Genomic DNA, 18,280 nt, shown 5'->3' on the forward strand with positions numbered 1-18,280 from the left:
GGAAGGTGGGGGATTGATAAGCAGATTTTATTATATAGGATTATTAGCATTGGCAGCGTTGTTAGGTTACATAACCCACCAAGTGGCATGAACACCTGGAGATGAAGAGAGGAAAAAAGTCAAGACATGATTGGCTGCGGGCTAGATAGGCTGCAGTGGGACAAGGTCAGAGGAATTTTGCATGAGATCTATCGATAGGAGTGGTAGCTATGAAGTTCATCCTCATATTTGGACCGCAGGCTGTCGGTAAGATGACGGTTGGCCGTGAGCTGACGAAAATAACCGATCTGAAATTATTTCATAATCATATGTCAATTGAGTTATTCCATCCTTTCTTCGGTTTCGGGAGCGAGACCTGGAGATTAGCTAATCTGTTGAGAAGAGAGTTTTTCGAAACGTACGCCTCCAGTAACCAATACGGACTTATTTTCACCTATGTTTGGGGTTTCGATCTGCAAGAAGATTGGGAGTTTGTTAATCAGACTTGTGAGATTTTCGAGTCGAAGGGAGCAGAGGTTTATTTTGTTGAACTGGAAAGCAGTCTTGAAGAGAGGCTAAAACGCAATGTCACACCGTACAGACTTGAGCAGAAGCCTACCAAGAGAAACACGGAACAGTCTGAACAAGATCTAAGAGCCACTATGGACAAACACAGGCTGAACTCCTATGCAGGGGAAATATCGCGGAGCAATTATGTAAGAATTAATAATACGGAGATGAGTCCCGAAGAAGTCGCCAGAATGGTTAAGGAACGGTTCCTATTGTAAGTGTGCAGCGGGCAGCATTCTGCAGCTTATTACACATGTGGAGGTAGCTGATGCTGGAACAAACGGTATTGGTGACAATTGATGAGGTTACGTTTCAGCTTAAGGATCGTCATGATTTTCGGTGGCTGGAGAATTTGGGTACGGTGTTTGCCGTCTTTGACAAGCAGGACTCAGGGAATCTGTGCTTAAGCTTAAGGTTGGGTTATTGGTAGCCTGGGTTATTCCTCAGGTTTTTTGTTTTTCTTAAACTTGTGGGTACAAGGTAAACAATCTATACGAGGTGAAGTATGCAATCATCTAATAGACTCAATAGTTCTGTTATAGATACCCTTTACAAGCTGGACCGAGAATTGTCTGAGAAGACTGGAGAATCACTCTATGATTATCTGGGGATATATATTAGGAGAGAACCTGGATTTGCGTACGATTGTACTCCAGATGATGCTGTTGTATTTGGACATACAGGAGCAGATGGGGATCATTTTGCATTTTCTACCGGGGAAGGTTCTATTATCAATCTAGATGAAGCACCAATTTTGTTCATTCAACCAATGATGTTTGGCGAAGAAGTAAAGATGGTTGCAAGAAATCTCCAAGAATTCCTTTCGGCATATTTATCTCTTGGTGAGATTTATATATTGGAACGATTTGACCGGTATTTGACTAGGCATGTCTTCAAACCAAAACAAGCCAGACCAAGCTTAAGCTAGACGCCAAGGACAAAAAGGCCGCAAAGGTACAAGCCAACATCTCATAGCGAGTGGCCAAGCGACGGTAGTTTTCGCTGTCACAAGCGGTTCTTTTTAGGTGCGATCACCGATATGGCTTGTTGTTCCTGCAGCATAATACGAATCGAATTATATCCCCGATGAGCAATTACTTGCTTATCGGTTAAGTCCATATCCTGAAGCATCTCATAGCCGATCACACCATCATGTGTGTTGTCGGGGGAAAGCACGATGCGAAGAGGGCATCCTAACACATTAACTACTGCATGAATTTTGGTAGTTATGCCTCCTCGGGATCGACTAATCGCTTGCTTGGCTGGCCTCCTTTTGCGCCAGCACTATGCTGGTGTACGAGGACGATAGAGGCGTCATACCTGCTTTCTCCCAGCGTGTCGAAATCGAGTGTAAACAGATTTCATGACCCATAATATTCCGGCAGATCGCGCCATGACGCTCCACTTCGAGCAATAGGAATAACCTTAAGTTTTAAACGTCCAACAAAGCTTCCCGGTCAACCGCGCCTGGTACTTTATCCAACCATTCATTGTCAATTAGATAACTGGTAATCTTTTCAGCGAAAATCCCAACTTCTCCAATTAATGTCGTATAGAGTTTTACTAAATCATGTTTCATTGAAGAACCGAGTGAGTAACCGGCTTGGGTAATAATTGAACCAAAATATCCTGCTATGTGGCATACCATCAATCGATCAGAAAATACGTTAATTGTAGAATCCGAAATCTCCGCTTCAAAGGTTGGAGGAATGGGCAAATTGTCCTTCAACAACACTTTTGACAAGGAATGAAACTGGTCTCTGGCAATTGACCTTCCCTTCAAGAATAATTGCTTTGCGTCTTTTGCTTCCGATGTCTGAGCAAATCCCATGCATAAGCTTTCCATTAGGGCGAGCATCTCCATTGTGTCATACAGGTTTGCGAGTTCCATGCTGTTCAATGATCGAGTATCTCCAAACCATCCGTTGAGATAGCTTCGTTTTTGAATTACTTCTGGAGATTCTCCTGAAGGCAGAGACGGCGTTCGCCAAAACATTCCTTTTTGTAATAGCAACTCCTTGATCTGCTGAACGAGCTGTACTGATTTCGTGATACTTAAAGCGAAACATTCGCGAACATCGGTCCTAGCTGCTAATGCCAAGCTTTTGGAGTGAAACTCAAGGCCAAATCGTATCGCGATTTTAAGATATTGCAGCATGAAACGGTCTGTAAATAATACAGGAGCTTCAAACCTTACATCTGATGCTCCAAATCCAAGTGGAAGCGTATAGTTGTCATCGGTTAGCAACTGTTTCCTTATATCAATAAATTCGTTCGTCATTTGTAAGGCAGAAGCTAGTAACTGTTTAATCTCAACATCTGCTGCATGCTGATGAAGAACACGCAAAAACCACGATGTCATATCATTTATTGCTGTCCCCGTCCATAAATATCCGAGCTCCGAAGCGGTTAAAGAGACTGAATCGGGCGATCTCATCAGGAAGTCACTCCTTGTTTGTATTTTACATAAGGTCGCATTAAATAACTCGCTATCTTGAGAGGGTTAAGCCGTTTAGTTTGAAATAGCTTTTTCCCAAGGTATCCTTGCAGCATCCGTATAACACGGTCTACATCCTGATTTCCGATATGCTCCATGGTTCTGCGTAAAACAAGTGAATTCTCATAACTTTGGCGTAAAGGAATCGACAATTCCTCGAACTTACCAAGACCGCATATATCATAAGCAGCATAAACTCCTGTCAACAGAGCAGCATATTGACCAAAACCCATAAATGGCATCATGCTGCCAAAGCAATTTCCAACGTAAAATGTGTTGCCGATCCTAGCTGACTTACAAATGCCCATCGGGTAATTAGTGATTTGAAATTTATCCGTAATTGAGAGTGGCTGGCCCAGTTCACTTCGAACTTTTTGATGAAACGGTTCCCATCGTTCACAAAGTTCAACCCCTCGATTAGAGGGAATATCAGGGATGGCGATCACAATATTAGCTTCTTTCTCAGAAAATGGAATGAGGTACCCGTATCCATATGGTGCAATGTCATAATCGACCCATGTCATGACAGCATATCTGTCAAATTCCCCTTCGACGGTCGCTCCTTTAATCGATACGGTGAGATCTTCCCTGAAATTCCGAGTTTTCTTAGCGTAATGTCCATCTCCCGTCGCAAGTACAACATGAGTGTAATTAGCAAGTAACTGTTCGTAAGTTTCTTCTGAGTGAAAATGTATGGGCGATTTTACTTGCCGGCTTAGTTGGGTTTCAAATGAGTCTTCCTCTCTTCCGCGGATATTGGTAAAGCCCAATTGCCCTTCAATTATTGCCTTCTCATTCTTTGATATAATCGTCATTTTCTGAATATTCGAGGTCGGCTGGAGGTATATACCAAACTCCTCAGAAAGGGAAGCAATACAATCGTGAACAGGGCGAGTAAATATTGAGAGTAAAACTTCCCCATTTACAAACCGATCTCCAATCCTGCTACGTTTTTCGAATATGGTCGGTTGTATGCCATTTTTCTCAAGTGTAATAGCACAGGCTAAGCCCGATAACCCTGCTCCCATTATGGCTATTTTCATAAATAACACTCATCACCTTTATTGTATTTGTGATTATATGGTACCTCGTTTGGAAAACAATATTCATGCAATCCGGTTGGGTCCTATTCTAGACGAGTGTGCTTTGGTATTACGAGCTGCGAATTATATCCAGGATTTATTCTACATTAGCAGTTTGAATACACGCATTAACAAATTTCCAATGCAAATCGAATCCTCGAACATAGGTGAAAGAAAAGTCCGTTTTGGTTACTAGAGGCGTACGTTTCGAAAAACTCTGACCCTGTTCCGAATAGATGAGGAGATTTACATGGGACAGAAGAAGTTTGATATAACATTTACAGAGCAGGTCACACTACGTACCTGGAGATACAGGGACACCACCTCAGTTGTTTTATATTGATCCTACAGGCGATGGAAAGGAAGAAGCAGCAGTTATTATCCAGACCGGTCGGGGAACAAGTTTAAATAACTATGATATTCATGTCGTACAAATTGAGGATTTATCTGAGATTGAAGTGCAGAGCTATGAAGATATTGCTGCTAAAGAGATTGAGTCTATTGTATTTTTGAAGGATGACGGTACATTAGCGGTTACAGTGAAAGTGCATGGCAGGGAGTATGAATTTGTACATAATTTTGATTCAGCGCCAGCCTACAACCAAGATGGACATGGTTTCGGCGGTGTTGTTGTTTATTCGCTTGAGAACCACAAATAAAGCTAAACCTGGCTGGATCTGTCGGCATATCACCCTCTTATGTAGCCGATTTCGTCGTTATTTATCAATTTGATCAAGGTTAAGCAAACTGGCACCGGAGCACCGTAAATAATTTTAACGAATGTCACACACCCTATTCGCCTCGTTAAGGCCGATTCTATTCTGTAACGAAAGTGAGCGTCGCTAATGTCCTAATAATCCAAGTAATATAGCGAATATCACCCAATTAAGACTGCTCAGATTCCTTACAATTAAACAGGCTTTAAAAATGAAGGTTTAGCGTGTGTGAGTTTCGTTATCCGTGTCTGGCAAAATGCAATATCACGCAATCATGCATTTTAGAAATATTTTATGTTTGGTTTCGAGGGAGTTTAGAGTCCTCCTTTAGACTAAGGTTGTAAGCACGAGAGAAACCATACAACCTTAAAGGAGCGAGTTCGAGATGAAAAAGAAAACCAAAGTATTGATGATTGGCGCGGCGGTGGCTGCAGTGAGTATGTTTACGGTGACGGCCTTTGCTTCCACAACGAACACAGAGGGCTACAAGGCGTTCAAAGAAGTGCTGAAGGCGAATCAGATGTCAGAGCAAACGCTAGAGAGTGCGACACTGAATGGAAGCTTCACAGTTAAGGTGGATGGAGAGACGGTGCTCGAGGCTGACGGCACAGCGAAGGTGAAGGAGGCGGGAATTCAGCAAAGCGTAAGCAGTGATTTCGACTTCAACCTCATGGGTATTGAGCGCAGCGGCAGTGTGTACAGCAGCGGCGACGACAAGCTCTATCTCGTAGATGAAACACACGGTCTGCACTATCAGGTGGTCAACCTGGATGATGAGCACACTGGCAGGTACCATGAACAGCAAGAAGAGGGAGACGCCGAGCATCGCCCTATGAACAAGGCGGAAGAGGCGCTGCTCGATTACCTAGTCGGCGATCTGAAGGACGACTTCAGTGTAGTTAACCATGCGAATGGCTCGAAGACGATTACGGTTGACGTGAGCAAGGAGGAGGTTCCGCTTGCGGTGCGTTTGCTGATGGACGTCGCGTCGGCTGCCGGTAAGGATGAACACCAACATACGATTGCGGCTGAAGCTGAAGTACCGGCAGAGCTGGAGCTTATCAAGGACATTCCTTTCTTCCAGGGATTCGAGGAACTTAACCTTGAAGAGCAGCTTCCGGAGCTGACGAAGGACGCAGCAATTGAACATGTGCGGTTGCAGCTGACGGTAGATCCAGATAACAGGCTTCAAGGCGTGAAGGGCGAGCTCGAGGTGAGCGGCAAGGACGAAGAGGGAGTCACTCACCGCGTGAAGCTGGAAGGTGCAGGCGGCATCAGCAGCATCAACAAGACGACGCCTGATGCGTATGACGCTGCTGGTAAAACCGCAGTGATCATTGACGCCGAAGCGTTCCAAGATTAAAGCTGACAGCACGATTCGGGGGAGGGCCTTGCTTATGTTAGAAGTTATTGATCTTACAAAGGTCTACCCCGGCGGCCGAGGCATCCAGGGGCTCAACCTCACCGTTCATCCCGGTGAGGTTGCAGCCCTGCTGGGGCCGAACGGTGCCGGGAAGACGACAGCGCTGCAGGCGATGGCCGGCTGGATCACTGCGGACCGTGGGGAAGCACGCTGGAATGGTGTCTCTATCGCCGATCGGCCCGAGCTGACGCGGCCGCATATGGGCTTCATGATCGGAGAGCCGTCCCCGTACCTTTATCTTAAGGGCTGTGATTATCTGAGACTCTACTCCAAGCTTTATCCGGGAATTGACGAAGCGAGGATTCAGCAGACGCTTGAGCTCGTGGGAATGGCTAAGCACCAACAGCTCAAAATCCGAAAATACTCCACAGGCATGAAGCAGCGGATCGAGCTTGGCAGCGCGCTGCTTCACCGGCCTAAGCTCCTGATGCTCGATGAGCCGTTCTCTGGTATGGATATTGAGGGACGACGAGAGATGACGGCCATGCTGCGCGGCCTTGTGGCCGAGACAGGCATGAGCATCATCATCTCTTCGCACCAGGTACACGAGATCGAGGATTGGATCACGCATGCATGTATTATTTATGAGGGAAAGCATGTCGAAACCGCAAGCACTGCAAAGATCCTGGAGTCGTTCGCAAGTGTTGAGGATTATTACTTGAGCTGTACAGCCAGGGAAAGGGGCGGGGCGGCATGATGGCGCCATTCATTTATCTCATTGGTGAAGAGCTGCGCAAGCTGCTGCGCCGAGGTAAGCTGAAGGTGCTGCTGCTGCTCTCGTTCCTCATTGGTGTTCTCTTCGTCTTCATCGGTGAGCGCATCGGACTGAGCGGAAGCCTGCCGGTGACTGCACTGGAGCTGCTGCTTACGGTCATTCTTCCCTTGTTCATGGTGTCGCTCGGAAGCGACCTCATGGTCAGCGAGTTCAAGGACGGCACAATCAAGAATGGACTGAAGCTGCCACTCAGCCGGGAGTCCCTCTTTACAGGGAAAATACTCGCGGGATGGACGGCTGGCGCCTTGATCGTTCTGAGTGTGTTCGTGCCAACGTTTGTAGGAAGCATCATTTTTCAGGGGATGCCTGCCTTATCGGCGTTGGGTGTGATGCTGGCCGAGCTTGGCGGCGCGATTCTCTTTTGCGGGCTGCTGGTTGTATTGGCAAACAGCGTGTCGCTGTGGATGGGCAGCGGCAGTGTCGGGATGGTAGTCAGTGTCTTGATCTGGCTGGCGATGGGCATCACCGGGTTGTTCGAGCCGGAACTGGGCCGGCTCTTCGTAACCGGCGTTACGGGTTGGATACACCCGCTGCTGTATGCGGGCGATATCGGCGCAACTATTACGACATTGCTATTTTTGACAGCTTACTATATTATGGGCACTATAACGGGCCTATTGGCCTTCCAAAGGAAAGAATACTAAACTATGTCCATTCGGCTAAAGCTTATTTTAACGTATGTAGTCGGCATTTTGCTGACTGCCGTTATTGTCACGGTTACCGGGATAGGGATCATCACAGGGATCATCACATATTTCGCGAACAGCATAGTGAAGGAGCAAACGCCGGAGGATGCGTTTCACCGGGGCATTGATCTGTTCGTGGACCTGCGTTATGCAGAGCGGTATACGCCGGAAGAGGTAACATCCCCCGCCTTTGCGGATAAGATGGGGGATCAGCTGAAGCCGTTCGGGGGCTTCGTAGTTGTCCGGCAAGGGGAACGTTGGGAAAGCTATGGTGACTTAAGAGAAGAAGAGGCATTCCTTGAACAGCTGCAGCGGGACATAGCGAACCCGGAAGAGCAAACGGATGGGGCATTCGTGGTCAGCAAGTGGGAGGGGCGCGATCTGCTCTCCGTGCGCTATGATTTTCCGGAAATCCCAGGGTCCCTCTCCTATTATCTGATTGCTGATGTGACGGAAACGGGGAGCAAGGGCAACCGGTTCCAGATCTTCGTGTTTATAGGGATTGCAGTCCTACTCGGTATCATACTGGTTCCGCTGATCTGGATTACGACGAAGGATATTGTGCGGCCGCTGCGGCAGCTCGAGCAGGGCTCCCGCCGTATCGCTGAGGGAGATCTCAACTTCAGTCTGCATTCGAAGGTGCGCAACGAGGTTGGCAGCGTGGTCCGCTCCTATGAGAAAATGCGCAGCGAGCTGCAGCGGGCAATTAGTGCGCAGCTGATGTTGGAGGAGAGCCGCAAGCAGCTGATTTCGAATATTTCACATGATCTTAAGACACCGCTGACCTCGATTAAAGGATACGTGGAGGGGATTCGGGAAGGTATCGCGAGCGATCCGGAGAAGCTGAAGAAGTATATGGATGTAATTCATTCGAAGACGCTGGATATGGACCGGATGATTGATGATCTGTTCCTGTTCTCCAAGCTGGATCTGAAGCAGGAGAGATTCCACTTCGAGGCGGTGCAGCTTGAGGAGTTCTACCGGCAGACGATGCATGAGCTGTGCATGGAATACGAGAGTGCTGGTGTGCGTCTGACGGGTGAGTACGAGGCAGGGGACGATGCTGTCGCGGTAATGGATGCCCAGAAGATCAAGCGCGTCATTCTTAACATCGTCGGCAATTCGGTGAAGTTTATGGACAAAGAAGACCCTTATGTCCATGTTCATTTCGGCAGGCAGACGGGGGAATGGGTCATCGCGGTGACTGACAATGGTCCCGGTATGGCTCCAGATGAGCTGGATCGGATCTTTGAGCGGTTTTACCGCGGGGATGCGAACCGGAATCAGAACGTGGCAGGCTCGGGGCTCGGACTTGCGATTGCGAAGCAGATTGTTGCGCAGCATGGCGGCAGCATATACGCGAGAAGCGAGCCGGGACGCTTCATGACTGTGCTGTTTACCATTCCAATCACTCAGGATACAACGTAACGGGAGCGTGTGAGATGTCGAAGCGGAAAGTGTTAATCGTCGAGGACGATCAGGCGATCGCTGAGCTGGAGCGGGACTACCTTGAGGTTCATGGCTATGAGGTTACCCTTCGGGCTGACGGCAAAGAAGCGCTCGGGGAAGCGCTGGAGCAGGAATATGACCTTATCATCCTGGACGTCATGCTGCCAGGCATGGACGGCTTCGACATTTTGCGGCGGATCCGGGAAACGAAGTATATACCTGTGCTGATGGTATCAGCACGCAAGGAGGATATCGACAAGATTAGGGGACTTGGCCTCGGTGCGGATGATTATGTGACGAAGCCGTTCAGCCCGTCGGAGCTTGTCGCGCGGGTTCGGGCACACCTTGAACGGTATGACCGGTTGACCGGTGCCGCAGCGGGGACCGGCTCTTCGCCTGTCCGCAAATCACGTGAGCTGAACATTCACGGGCTGGTGATCCAGGTTGACGCCAGGCGGGTAACACTGCATGGGAAAGAGCTTTCACTGACGGCCAAAGAGTTTGACCTGCTGCTCTTCCTCGCGGAAAATCCGGACCGTGTATATTCCAAGGATGCGCTGCTGGATAAGGTGTGGGGGATCGAGCATTTCGGAGATTCTGCAACGGTCACTGTCCATGTGGGGAAGATTCGTGACAAGATTCAGAAAGACCCTTCGAAGCACCAGTTCATCGAGACAGTATGGGGTGCGGGGTACCGGTTTAAGATTTGAATGTGCCGAATGTATAAAATAAGCCCTTTCTGCTTCCTGTCTGGAAGCGAAAGGGCTATAGGAGTACATTAATTGGCAGTCACATTTACGTAATCAAAGTCGGGCAGCAACGCTCCCGCTGAATCGGCGAGCTGAAACTTATTATTACCGTATAGCTTTGTATACTTAATCTGTACAGCTTGTCCTTCTTGAATTCCCCGAAGAACTGCATCCTTAACATGAAGAGTGTATTTGTCATTCAAATCAATGCGTAAGGTGTTAAGGTTAGAAGCAGCTTTTTGAACAACAGATCCTCTTAAATGATATTCAGCATCTCCAACTTTGATTGTAAGACCAGCTGCAAGGCCATCATATGTGTTGAATTCATACCCCTCAGCAAACGTTAAGATAATATCACCATTATCAAGCGTGGCAGAAGGAATCCCTGGTTCAGCAATTTGTCGTGCTTCGTTAACAAAAGTCAATTCAGCCGGATAAGGATCCATAGCCCAGTTCACCATGTCGCTAGTGTTGAGTTTAATACCGATCGACCCAGCAGGTAGAGGGGTTTCGTATGTTATTGTAAACGATACTCCGTCAATTCCATAAAAGTAGTAATAGGACGAATCGATTATGTCCAACCCGTCAACGGAAACGGATATAGTAGGGTCGTCGACACCTGTTGACGTAAGCCCAGGAAACCATCCGTAATTGACTTCAGCCCTAACCGTTTTTCTGTCGGAGCTAACCGTGACGGAAGTAATCTGTTCTTCAATGGAATAGACGGGCGCTGCTGTAAATACAGGGGCTCTGTTTTTCACGTCACCTGTATCCTGCAATGCTGTACCAGTATAACTAAGGCTTAGGTTGTCTTTCTCTTCTTCCGGGATACCACTAACACTAAGGATGACATAGTTCGAATGGGAGAACCAATCCTCTCCATCGGAATGTATCGTAACTTTGTTGATCTCACCAACGTTTAAACTGTAGTCACTAACAGAAGGAACACTGGTCAGATCGAGTGCTTCGCTTGAATAATACAAATAAATAGAATCCAGCGCTTTATTAATAACGGCTTTTTCGAAGTATGGGGTGGAGGTATCATAAGCACCTGTAACTTCTTTATTAATTGCGATGCTTGTTACACTGCTTGACGTATAATTCTTGGATGCATCACGAACGACAAAGTCAATTCGAGATTTCATATCCAGTAATGGTACTCCTGTATTAAATTCGTGTACTTTGTTAGTTTCCGATGCCTCAACCTTAAAGTAAGGCCAGTCACTAACAAAGACAACATCACCATCCTTGCCGGTATGACCTCGCAATACGGAATCGACACTGGATTCAAAATGACTGCTATATGCGTTTACCACCATATACAGTTCCGCAGGTTCATTGAGCATATACCGAATCCATATATCGCCGTTCTTTACATAAGCTTGTGGGTAGTCTGGTGAGAAATATGGATCAATGAAGTCTGTCATTTCTACGCTGCTTGTACTCAGTGCTCGAACAGTAAGATCGAACGTTATTTCGCCTGTCAGGCTGCCGGACAAGACTGCTTTAAGCGTTACAAACTGATCATTCCAATTGATTCTGTTTATAGTACCTGTTTCGGAAACAACTAAGGGATTGCTGGTTTGCCATGTGATAATCAACCCCTCATAATCAGCTAGCGATGTCATTAGGTTAAGATTAGAGAATACGTTTCCGCGGTCTGTATTAGTACCCAGGTATCCTTGTTTAATCGCGGCAAATACATTATCCACCGTCAATGCTGGCGGAGCAGGGACAGAGCCGCCATTTGCAGGTGGTGTATCAGGCTGACTGCTTGGCGGCGGGTTAGTAGGTGTGCTGCCGTTTGTATTTCCAGGAGCACTTGTTACTGGAACGCCTGATGTGTTACCTGGCGGTGTACTGATAACGGGTTCACTGTTATTTACTGCTGGTACATTACTGTTTGATGACTGAATTGGTCTATTATTGATAGTAGCAGTTGCCCCTTGCTCTACGGTTAACTTCTCTACTTCTGGATTTCCATTAAGGTTAGTCGATGTTTTGGCGACAAGTTCTTTAATAGTGCCGTTCACAGTAATATCTGCTTGACTGGAATGGTTCACTACTATGTTAAAGTTTCCGTCGAATACTATCTTCTGATTTGCAGAAACATCCGCAGATATTTCGACGTTCTCAATTCCACTGCTAGTGAGGTCCTTAGTAACTAATCGAGCACCACTCTCAAGCTTTACTGCAGCAACTGAAGTGCTGCCTGCAATGAGAACACGAATTTTTCCATCGTACTTGTTAACGACGAGCGCTTCACGGACGCCAACATTATTGAGGATTACCGAATGTTCGCCGCCTCCATATACATACACAGAGCCTGAAATCTCAACATCATCAAGGGTAATCTCACCGCTTCCAACGCCTTGTGCTACATAAAGATCCCCGTCTATCTTCATATTCTTTAACAGTACATCTGGTGTGTTAACCACGAGATTACCAGTAATATGCTGTGAATAGTCCCCTGGTTTAGAGATTAGCTCTTGTATAAGTTTATTAATTATCGTTACAGCCTCAGCCCTAGTCAGCTCAGCGCGTGGCCTGAAAGTACCATCGGGAAATCCCGAAAGCGCGCCGCTGGAAACAAGAGACGATACAGAGGCTTTTGCCCACTCAGCGATTTCGATCTGATCTGTAAAAGCATTAGTTCGAACATTGTTGTGCTCCAGCTGGAAGGTGTTAGTCAGCATGACTGCTGCTTCTTGACGAGTAATGTGTTGAGTCGGAAGTGCTTTACCGCCTGTCCCCTTTAAAATACCTGCTGCATTCAATTTCAAGATGGAAGGGGCATACCACTTGGCTGTCTCCAAGTCGGAGAAAGTATTGGTTGCAGTTTCTTCATACTTCATGATGTTATCAAGCATGACTGCGAACTCAGCTCTAGTTAACGCGTTGTTCGGTCTAAACTTGCCGTCGTGTCCGTTTATTACGCCATACTGCTGCCACTGCTCAATGGCAGAACCTGCCCAGTGACCTTGGATGTCTTGCAAGGCTGCCGCTGAGACCGGTACGGTGATCGTTACCGTGAGTACGGCAGCGGCTACCGCCAGAGATAACATTCGTCTAAATAATTGAAGCAAACTGTTCACTCTCCTTGATGTTAGTACAATTGTCGTAGTGTAAGCCGGGAACAACCATGCATAGTCCTGGGTTTATAGACCTGATTATAGTTGAGTGATCGACTTTCCTAATTAAATATACCTATGATTCTTAAATAGCACAAATATTTTCTTGCTAGTATTTAGCAAGTCTTCGTATAACAATAGCAGAAAAAAAGCAGCCTCCCTGTAAAGCCTTTAAATGGCTTTAACAGGGAGGCTGTATCAGTCTGGGTCATCTACGAAGTACATTGATAATTAACATGATACCGCCCAATAGGCACCACAGAGGGAGAACCCGACACGGGGTCCTGGATCACCTTGCTGTCAAGCCCGAAGATGTCTTTGATCAGTGTGCTCGTGATGACCTTCGATGGTTTCCCTTCGGCAACAAGCTTGCCTTGGCGAAGTGCAAAGATATGATCTGCGTACCGGGCAGATAAGTTGATGTCATGGAGCACCAGCGACGGCTTTGGCATCCTTCCTCGTCCAACCGCTGAGCAGGGACTGATACGGAAATCTTCCCCATCCAACCAACCAAATCTGCTACTGATATTCCCTCGGGAACAGTAGGGACTGCGGCAGCAGACCGGGAACGCGAGCCAGCTGCTTGCCCGAAAGCTGTCATCCTGAACGCCATAGTTCGCTGCCGAGAAGCCGACAGGGACTACGCCGAGAGCGAGAGCAACATCGTGATTCGCTCACTGTATAGTAACCACACGTTCCGGCTTGCTTTCAATGACAGATTTGCCGAAGGCGTGCTAGATTACAAACGGAATTTTTTATTACAGCAAGATTGGGAAAGTCACGGAGTGCAGAGGATGATATGCTGCAATTGTCGCATAACGCAGAGCTGCGATAGGAAGCGACAATATTAGGCTAATTGGAGGAAGGAAAATGAAAATTACAGCAGTGGTTCTCATGCGTGTGGCGGGCTTATGTGCAGTATTGGCAGGAATCCTGTACATTGTCATTCAGTTTATTCACCCGTCAGACAGTCTCTCTTCCGTCAGCTCAAGCCTATGGGTGATCGTCGCATGCATGACAAGCGCCATGTCCCTCTTCAGCTTGATAGGAATTACAGGAATTTATATTAGGCAGGCGGGGGAGGCGGGATGGCTTGGATTGGCGGGGTATGTCTTGTTTAGTTCATTTTGGTTGATTTCGTTCGCGTTCAGCTTCATCGAAGCCTTTGTTCTTCCGCTGCTTACAACGGATGCTCCTGAAGTTGTAGAAGGGTTTACGGGACTTTTCAGTGGGATTGAGAGTGGAGCGGAGCTGGGGATTTTCCCGGTATTGGCACCTCTTGCAGGAGGGATGTATATTCTTGGAGGCCTCCTGTTTGGAATAGCAGTGCTTCGGGCGGGCATTCTGCCGCGGCCGGCGGCTGGACTGCTGTCCATTGCTGCGGTCATGACCGTTATGGCTTCTGTCATTCCTCATCCGTTCGACCGGACGTTAGCGGTGCCGATGGGATCGGCTTTTGTCTGGCTGGGGTTGTCCCTCTGGTCGCCACGCATTCAGGGAATTAATACCAAGGAGAATGCTGGTGCACGCATCATCTAGCAGCTTACAAGTCAATGTCAGCAGGGAGTTTCTTGATTGGAGCATAGATACTGTATTCAGAATCAAGCTCGTGGATGTTATCAAAGGCCTGAATAAATTCAATATCGGACGGCTGGGACTCCTGCTTGGAGATCTTAAGAAATCTGGCATAGTCTGACTTGAGTACATCGCCGATATCCAGCAATTCACCACGATAGTTAAATTTGGCACAGAAGAACTGCGGCACATCTACTGTAAAATGAAAAGGTTTGTCGATCTGAATGCTGCCCGGTATCCCGACCAAAACCTTGAACTGGGAGGAATCAGGCTGACACCCTGAATATATAACATAACAGGCGATCTTTGCCGCTTCATCAATATAGTTGAACAGCATTTCAGAATGAGAGCGAATCTTCTTTCTATAGTCATCGTCAGCCAAATCGACCTCAAAGGCGATGCCGCTTATTCGGGTTTCCATAAATTCTGTCAGGGTAAAATCAGTGACGATATCGCCGTTCAGGTTTTTGTGAGAACGCTGAACCACTGCAGGGATGGGACTAGGAGAAAGCGGCTTAGCACCTGTTCTTAGCGAGCTGGGAGTTACCCCGTATTGTCCTTTGAAAGCGCGAGTGAATGAGGCGTGAGTGCCAAAGCTAAGCTGATGGGCAATATCGGTTAGAGACATATCTTGATTCTGGATGAGGGTAAGCGAGGCGTTAAGCCTTCTTGCGAGTATTTATTGATTCAACGAACAGCCCATCACGGCAGTAAACAGTCTGTGAAAATAGTATTTTGACATGTTGAATGTACCAGCAACCGAATCCACAGATAAATGCTGCTGTAAATGATCTTCAATATGAAGCAATGCACGTTCTACTACCTTGTAATGGTCCATAAAAATCCCTTCCATTCATTTCCAAATTATTCTATACTTATTATAACGCTCTCGGTATAGAAAAGAATAGGGGATTGTAATGGGAACTATGAAAAGTATCGAAGATATCAGGGCACTACGTGGCGATCCAACATTTATTCCGTACCTGTAAAAGGCGGGCCGGATGGCGGAGCCTTCTCTACCGTGCATGATCTGGAGAAATTCTGGAAGGCTTCAAGTATTTTATTATGGGCAGTGATCCGGGTGTGAGCATGCAGTCTTCGGTATATCCTGGCCCAGATCTACAGGTGCATATTATCTCTAATACGAATAACGGAGCCGATTCTCTGGCCCGGACTATTGATGAATGGGCGTATGGAGAGCTATGCCAATAAGTAATGATGTGGGGAGTAAAATGAAAAAAATAATACTGGGCTGCATAGCGGTGGTGCTGCTTATCCCGGTCTTAATAGGTGTGTACGTATACCGAATTGGCTTTCTTGATGATAAGCAATCCACCACAACAATCGAAATTTCCGATATCCCTGCTGCCATGTACGTCACAGCCGAGCCGGTAATGCCTGACTGGAAGGTTAAGAAGGTTACAGCCTACAACGATGGTTTTGTGTCACCTACTTGTACCATATATTTTACGAATGATATTGAGTTATTACTTTCTACGAGCCCGGTGACTTATCCGGGCATGGATCAACTTCTAGTCAATACTAACCTTTATGAAGTCTATGTGGATGAACAGGATGCGGTATTTCAATATTTCTCCGGCGGGTATTACTACTCTTTCAAGACGAAGAGGGGGACTAATGAACAACTTGTACAGCAGTATATAATGTCACTATAATCAGATATTAATCACGGATTCAGAAGGAGATGGTAGTATTGCAGAGCGCCAAGATTATGTCCCTGAATGTCGGCACGCCGGCTCCGCTTGTTCATGGCAAGAAGGAAGTTATGAGCGGGATCGTGAAGAGGCCTGTAACAGAGCCAGTGTGGCTGTCGATGACCAATTTACAGGGCGATGAACAGGCTGATCTGGTCCACCATGGCGGAGTCGACAAAGCGGTATGCGTGTATCCCTATGAGCACTACGCTTATTGGGAGCGTGAGCTTAATAGGACATTAGAATTTGGTGCATTCGGTGAGAATCTGACTACGCAGGGAGCGGCCGAGCAGGACATAAGCATCGGGGATATCTTCCGGATTGGGGAAGCGGTTGTGCAGGTTAGCCAGCCTCGCCAGCCGTGCTTCAAGCTGTCTGCCAAATATGGCGTTCCCGAGCTTCCGGTCATGGTGCAGGATACGGGGTATACGGGGTACTATTTCCGTGTCCTTCAAGAGGGTGCGGTCAGGAGTGGTGATGAGCTTATATTGGTTAACAAACATCCAGGCAGCATTACGGTTTCCTTCGCCAACCAGATCATGCATCATGACAAGAAGAACGAGGAAGCAATAAGGGAAATTCTGAACGTTGATGCCTTGTCTGGAAGCTGGCGCGAAACCCTTATGAAGCGGCTGGGCGGGATCAGCATCGATACACAAGAGCGATTAACCGGACAGAAAGGAGATTAAATGAAAAGAGTAATGTCATTCTCGATGTGTTTGCTAATGATCTGTGTTCTCTTGCTTGCCTGCGGGAAGAAACAGGAGCTAGAGGTATCTATAGAGGCATCGGTGCTGCCGTTAACAGATGAACAATACGAAGAAGTAGGAACGAGTGGTTTGGAAAACCCCGTCAAAGAAGATTTTCGCAAAGTCACCGTACATGTTGAAGCTAACCAGATACCAGAACCGGGCATCGAGGCACCAAGTATGGAGGAATGGAAGCATTATATTAATGCTTATGACCGGACGGATAGAATGTTGTACGGGAATTTTACGAATACACCAGCTTCCCACACAAGCGAGTTTGTTATATATTCAAAGGGTTTGAGTGAAGAGGATATCAAGAAAGCATTCAGCACGCTTACTATTAAGATTCCTGCGGATAGCGAGAACGGACAGAGTGGGGTTTATTATGTTAGCGACTACTTTGTTTTTGATCATACAGATTAAATGCTGATTATTTACATCATGGAAGGATGAGAGCATGGAAGCCAAGCGGAACGCGGCCGAGAAGGCTGCTGCATATGTACAGGATAATATGGTCGTTGGGTTAGGCACAGGATCTACTGCGTATTGGGCCATTGAACAGCTTGGGAAGCGGGTTGGTGGAGGACTTCATATTAGAGCGGTTGCCACATCGGTGCAGTCGGAAGAGCAGGCAAGGAAATTGGGAATCCCTATTGTTCCATTCGCGGAGATTGATCAGATTGACATCACAATAGATGGCGCGGACGAGGTGGATCAGCAATTTAATCTGATTAAAGGCGGCGGGGGAGCTTTGCTGCGCGAGAAGATCGTTGCTGCAGCCAGCAAGCAGATGATCGTAATCGTAGATGAGTCCAAATTAGTCGATGAATTGGGAACATTCCCTCTGCCAGTCGAGATTGTAAAATTCGGATTCGAGATGACGATGCGTAAGCTTGCCGATCTTGGTTGTGAACTGCGTTTGAGGATGAAGGGAAATGATATCTACGAGACTGACAACGGGAACTATATTGCGGATTGTGATTTTGGGCGCATTGCAGATCCTGAACAGCTCCATCAGCAGATTAATCTCATCCCTGGAGTGGTAGACAACGGACTCTTTGTCAGAATGACACAGCATGTAATAGTGGGTTATAAGAGCGGAGACACGGAAGAACTGAGGAAGAAGAATACCTAGCGGTATTGTCAGGACCGCCCATTCATAAGGCCTGCTAAGGCGGCCGTGA

Annotated in this window: 18 protein-coding genes and 3 pseudogenes; 14 read left to right on the forward strand and 7 right to left on the reverse strand. The window is 47.0% G+C overall.

Going from position 1 to position 18,280, the window contains the following annotated elements:
• The first annotated feature begins 209 nt into the window (after nucleotides 1-209).
• From L1N82_RS20585 to L1N82_RS20595, 3 genes and pseudogenes are all read left to right on the forward strand, one after another.
• Entirely contained in the window at nucleotides 210-767 is a 558-nt protein-coding gene (locus L1N82_RS20585; RefSeq protein ID WP_235289348.1) for an AAA family ATPase, read from the forward strand.
• A gap of 50 nt (nucleotides 768-817) precedes the next feature.
• A pseudogene (locus L1N82_RS20590) lies at nucleotides 818-961 on the forward strand (serine/threonine protein kinase); the annotation flags it as partial.
• A gap of 156 nt (nucleotides 962-1,117) precedes the next feature.
• A complete protein-coding gene (locus L1N82_RS20595; protein ID WP_235289349.1) occupies nucleotides 1,118-1,477 on the forward strand; it encodes a hypothetical protein in 360 nt (119 codons plus the stop codon).
• 77 nt (nucleotides 1,478-1,554) lie between these two features.
• On the opposite strand, the pseudogene L1N82_RS23630 reads toward L1N82_RS20595, so the two are convergent.
• The 3 genes and pseudogenes from L1N82_RS23630 to L1N82_RS20605 form a co-directional block, all read right to left on the reverse strand.
• A pseudogene (locus tag L1N82_RS23630) lies at nucleotides 1,555-1,865 on the reverse strand (transposase); the annotation flags it as partial.
• Nucleotides 1,866-1,981: 116 nt separating this feature from the next.
• Complete coding sequence (locus L1N82_RS20600) at nucleotides 1,982-2,986, reverse strand: DUF3231 family protein (protein ID WP_235289350.1); 1,005 nt, start codon at nucleotides 2,984-2,986, stop codon at nucleotides 1,982-1,984.
• Nucleotides 2,986-4,089: an NAD(P)/FAD-dependent oxidoreductase gene (locus L1N82_RS20605; protein WP_235289351.1), complete on the reverse strand. Its 1,104-nt coding sequence runs from the start codon at nucleotides 4,087-4,089 to the stop codon at nucleotides 2,986-2,988. The genes L1N82_RS20600 and L1N82_RS20605 overlap by 1 nt, the downstream gene beginning before the upstream one ends.
• A 368-nt stretch (nucleotides 4,090-4,457) precedes the next feature.
• On the opposite strand from L1N82_RS20605, the gene L1N82_RS20610 reads away from it, so the two are divergent.
• The 6 genes from L1N82_RS20610 to L1N82_RS20635 all read left to right on the forward strand — a co-directional run bounded on the left by L1N82_RS20610 (nucleotide 4,458) and on the right by L1N82_RS20635 (nucleotide 9,887).
• Complete coding sequence (locus L1N82_RS20610; RefSeq protein WP_235289352.1) at nucleotides 4,458-4,787, forward strand: hypothetical protein; 330 nt, start codon at nucleotides 4,458-4,460, stop codon at nucleotides 4,785-4,787.
• A 442-nt stretch (nucleotides 4,788-5,229) separates the two neighbouring features.
• Nucleotides 5,230-6,207, forward strand: a complete 978-nt coding sequence (locus tag L1N82_RS20615) for a hypothetical protein (protein WP_235289353.1) — start codon at nucleotides 5,230-5,232, stop codon at nucleotides 6,205-6,207.
• A gap of 34 nt (nucleotides 6,208-6,241) precedes the next feature.
• Nucleotides 6,242-6,964, forward strand: coding sequence for an ABC transporter ATP-binding protein (locus L1N82_RS20620; RefSeq protein WP_235289354.1), 723 nt, complete (start codon nucleotides 6,242-6,244; stop codon nucleotides 6,962-6,964).
• Entirely contained in the window at nucleotides 6,964-7,686 is a 723-nt protein-coding gene (locus tag L1N82_RS20625) for an ABC transporter permease (RefSeq protein ID WP_235289355.1), read from the forward strand. Before L1N82_RS20620 ends, L1N82_RS20625 begins: the two co-directional genes overlap by 1 nt.
• A gap of 3 nt (nucleotides 7,687-7,689) precedes the next feature.
• On the forward strand, nucleotides 7,690-9,156 hold the full coding sequence (locus tag L1N82_RS20630) for a sensor histidine kinase (RefSeq protein ID WP_235289356.1): 1,467 nt from the start codon (nucleotides 7,690-7,692) through the stop codon (nucleotides 9,154-9,156).
• A 14-nt stretch (nucleotides 9,157-9,170) separates the two neighbouring features.
• On the forward strand, nucleotides 9,171-9,887 hold the full coding sequence (locus L1N82_RS20635; protein ID WP_235289357.1) for a response regulator transcription factor: 717 nt from the start codon (nucleotides 9,171-9,173) through the stop codon (nucleotides 9,885-9,887).
• A gap of 68 nt (nucleotides 9,888-9,955) precedes the next feature.
• Here the strand turns inward: L1N82_RS20635 and L1N82_RS20640 are convergent, their stop codons facing one another.
• Together L1N82_RS20640 and L1N82_RS23635 are read right to left on the reverse strand one after the other, a co-directional pair.
• The gene (locus L1N82_RS20640) at nucleotides 9,956-12,991 is read right to left on the reverse strand and encodes an S-layer homology domain-containing protein (protein ID WP_235289358.1); all 3,036 of its coding nucleotides are present in this window, start codon (nucleotides 12,989-12,991) and stop codon (nucleotides 9,956-9,958) included.
• Nucleotides 12,992-13,269: 278 nt separating this feature from the next.
• Nucleotides 13,270-13,642, reverse strand: a pseudogene (locus tag L1N82_RS23635) (hypothetical protein); the annotation flags it as partial.
• Nucleotides 13,643-13,927: 285 nt separating this feature from the next.
• Between L1N82_RS23635 and L1N82_RS20650 the strand changes: the two are divergent.
• Nucleotides 13,928-14,596, forward strand: a complete 669-nt coding sequence (locus L1N82_RS20650; RefSeq protein ID WP_235289360.1) for a hypothetical protein — start codon at nucleotides 13,928-13,930, stop codon at nucleotides 14,594-14,596.
• A 4-nt stretch (nucleotides 14,597-14,600) separates the two neighbouring features.
• On the opposite strand, the gene L1N82_RS20655 is transcribed toward L1N82_RS20650, so the two are convergent.
• Both L1N82_RS20655 and L1N82_RS23330 read right to left on the reverse strand, forming a co-directional pair.
• Nucleotides 14,601-15,311 (reverse strand): helix-turn-helix domain-containing protein, encoded by a 711-nt coding sequence (locus L1N82_RS20655; RefSeq protein WP_328284509.1) that lies wholly within the window; start codon nucleotides 15,309-15,311, stop codon nucleotides 14,601-14,603.
• Nucleotides 15,312-15,485, reverse strand: a complete 174-nt coding sequence (locus L1N82_RS23330) for an AraC family transcriptional regulator (RefSeq protein ID WP_328284506.1) — start codon at nucleotides 15,483-15,485, stop codon at nucleotides 15,312-15,314. It abuts the gene before it with no gap.
• 379 nt (nucleotides 15,486-15,864) lie between these two features.
• On the opposite strand from L1N82_RS23330, the gene L1N82_RS20660 reads away from it, so the two are divergent.
• The 4 genes from L1N82_RS20660 to rpiA are packed head-to-tail and all read left to right on the forward strand — an operon-like array spanning nucleotide 15,865 to nucleotide 18,231.
• Nucleotides 15,865-16,308, forward strand: coding sequence for a hypothetical protein (locus L1N82_RS20660; RefSeq protein ID WP_235289362.1), 444 nt, complete (start codon nucleotides 15,865-15,867; stop codon nucleotides 16,306-16,308).
• A gap of 29 nt (nucleotides 16,309-16,337) precedes the next feature.
• Complete coding sequence (locus L1N82_RS20665) at nucleotides 16,338-17,036, forward strand: MOSC domain-containing protein (protein WP_235289363.1); 699 nt, start codon at nucleotides 16,338-16,340, stop codon at nucleotides 17,034-17,036.
• On the forward strand, nucleotides 17,037-17,519 hold the full coding sequence (locus L1N82_RS20670; RefSeq protein ID WP_235289364.1) for a hypothetical protein: 483 nt from the start codon (nucleotides 17,037-17,039) through the stop codon (nucleotides 17,517-17,519). It abuts the gene before it with no gap.
• A 34-nt stretch (nucleotides 17,520-17,553) separates the two neighbouring features.
• Nucleotides 17,554-18,231: a ribose-5-phosphate isomerase RpiA gene (gene rpiA, locus L1N82_RS20675; RefSeq protein WP_235289365.1), complete on the forward strand. Its 678-nt coding sequence runs from the start codon at nucleotides 17,554-17,556 to the stop codon at nucleotides 18,229-18,231.
• The last annotated feature ends 49 nt before the right edge of the window (nucleotides 18,232-18,280 follow it).

It is taken from the genome of Paenibacillus tarimensis, from assembly GCF_021532315.1.
GTDB lineage: Bacteria > Bacillota > Bacilli > Paenibacillales > Paenibacillaceae > Paenibacillus_I > Paenibacillus_I tarimensis.

Excerpts from the sequence above, each read along its gene's own strand:
- L1N82_RS20605 (WP_235289351.1), bottom strand. The coding sequence starts at position 4,089 with ATGAAAATAGCCATAATGGGAGCAGGGTTATCGGGCTTAGCCTGTGCT.
- L1N82_RS20635 (WP_235289357.1), top strand. The coding sequence starts at position 9,171 with ATGTCGAAGCGGAAAGTGTTAATCGTCGAGGACGATCAGGCGATCGCT.
- L1N82_RS20660 (WP_235289362.1), top strand. The coding sequence starts at position 15,865 with ATGAAAAAAATAATACTGGGCTGCATAGCGGTGGTGCTGCTTATCCCG.
- rpiA (WP_235289365.1), top strand. The coding sequence starts at position 17,554 with ATGGAAGCCAAGCGGAACGCGGCCGAGAAGGCTGCTGCATATGTACAG.
- L1N82_RS20585 (WP_235289348.1), top strand. The coding sequence starts at position 210 with ATGAAGTTCATCCTCATATTTGGACCGCAGGCTGTCGGTAAGATGACG.
- L1N82_RS20630 (WP_235289356.1), top strand. The coding sequence starts at position 7,690 with ATGTCCATTCGGCTAAAGCTTATTTTAACGTATGTAGTCGGCATTTTG.
- L1N82_RS20600 (WP_235289350.1), bottom strand. The coding sequence starts at position 2,986 with ATGAGATCGCCCGATTCAGTCTCTTTAACCGCTTCGGAGCTCGGATAT.
- L1N82_RS20650 (WP_235289360.1), top strand. The coding sequence starts at position 13,928 with ATGAAAATTACAGCAGTGGTTCTCATGCGTGTGGCGGGCTTATGTGCA.
- L1N82_RS20665 (WP_235289363.1), top strand. The coding sequence starts at position 16,338 with ATGGTAGTATTGCAGAGCGCCAAGATTATGTCCCTGAATGTCGGCACG.
- L1N82_RS20640 (WP_235289358.1), bottom strand. The coding sequence starts at position 12,991 with ATGTTATCTCTGGCGGTAGCCGCTGCCGTACTCACGGTAACGATCACC.
- L1N82_RS23330 (WP_328284506.1), bottom strand. The coding sequence starts at position 15,485 with ATGGAAGGGATTTTTATGGACCATTACAAGGTAGTAGAACGTGCATTG.
- L1N82_RS20625 (WP_235289355.1), top strand. The coding sequence starts at position 6,964 with ATGGCGCCATTCATTTATCTCATTGGTGAAGAGCTGCGCAAGCTGCTG.
- L1N82_RS20615 (WP_235289353.1), top strand. The coding sequence starts at position 5,230 with ATGAAAAAGAAAACCAAAGTATTGATGATTGGCGCGGCGGTGGCTGCA.
- L1N82_RS20620 (WP_235289354.1), top strand. The coding sequence starts at position 6,242 with ATGTTAGAAGTTATTGATCTTACAAAGGTCTACCCCGGCGGCCGAGGC.
- L1N82_RS20670 (WP_235289364.1), top strand. The coding sequence starts at position 17,037 with ATGAAAAGAGTAATGTCATTCTCGATGTGTTTGCTAATGATCTGTGTT.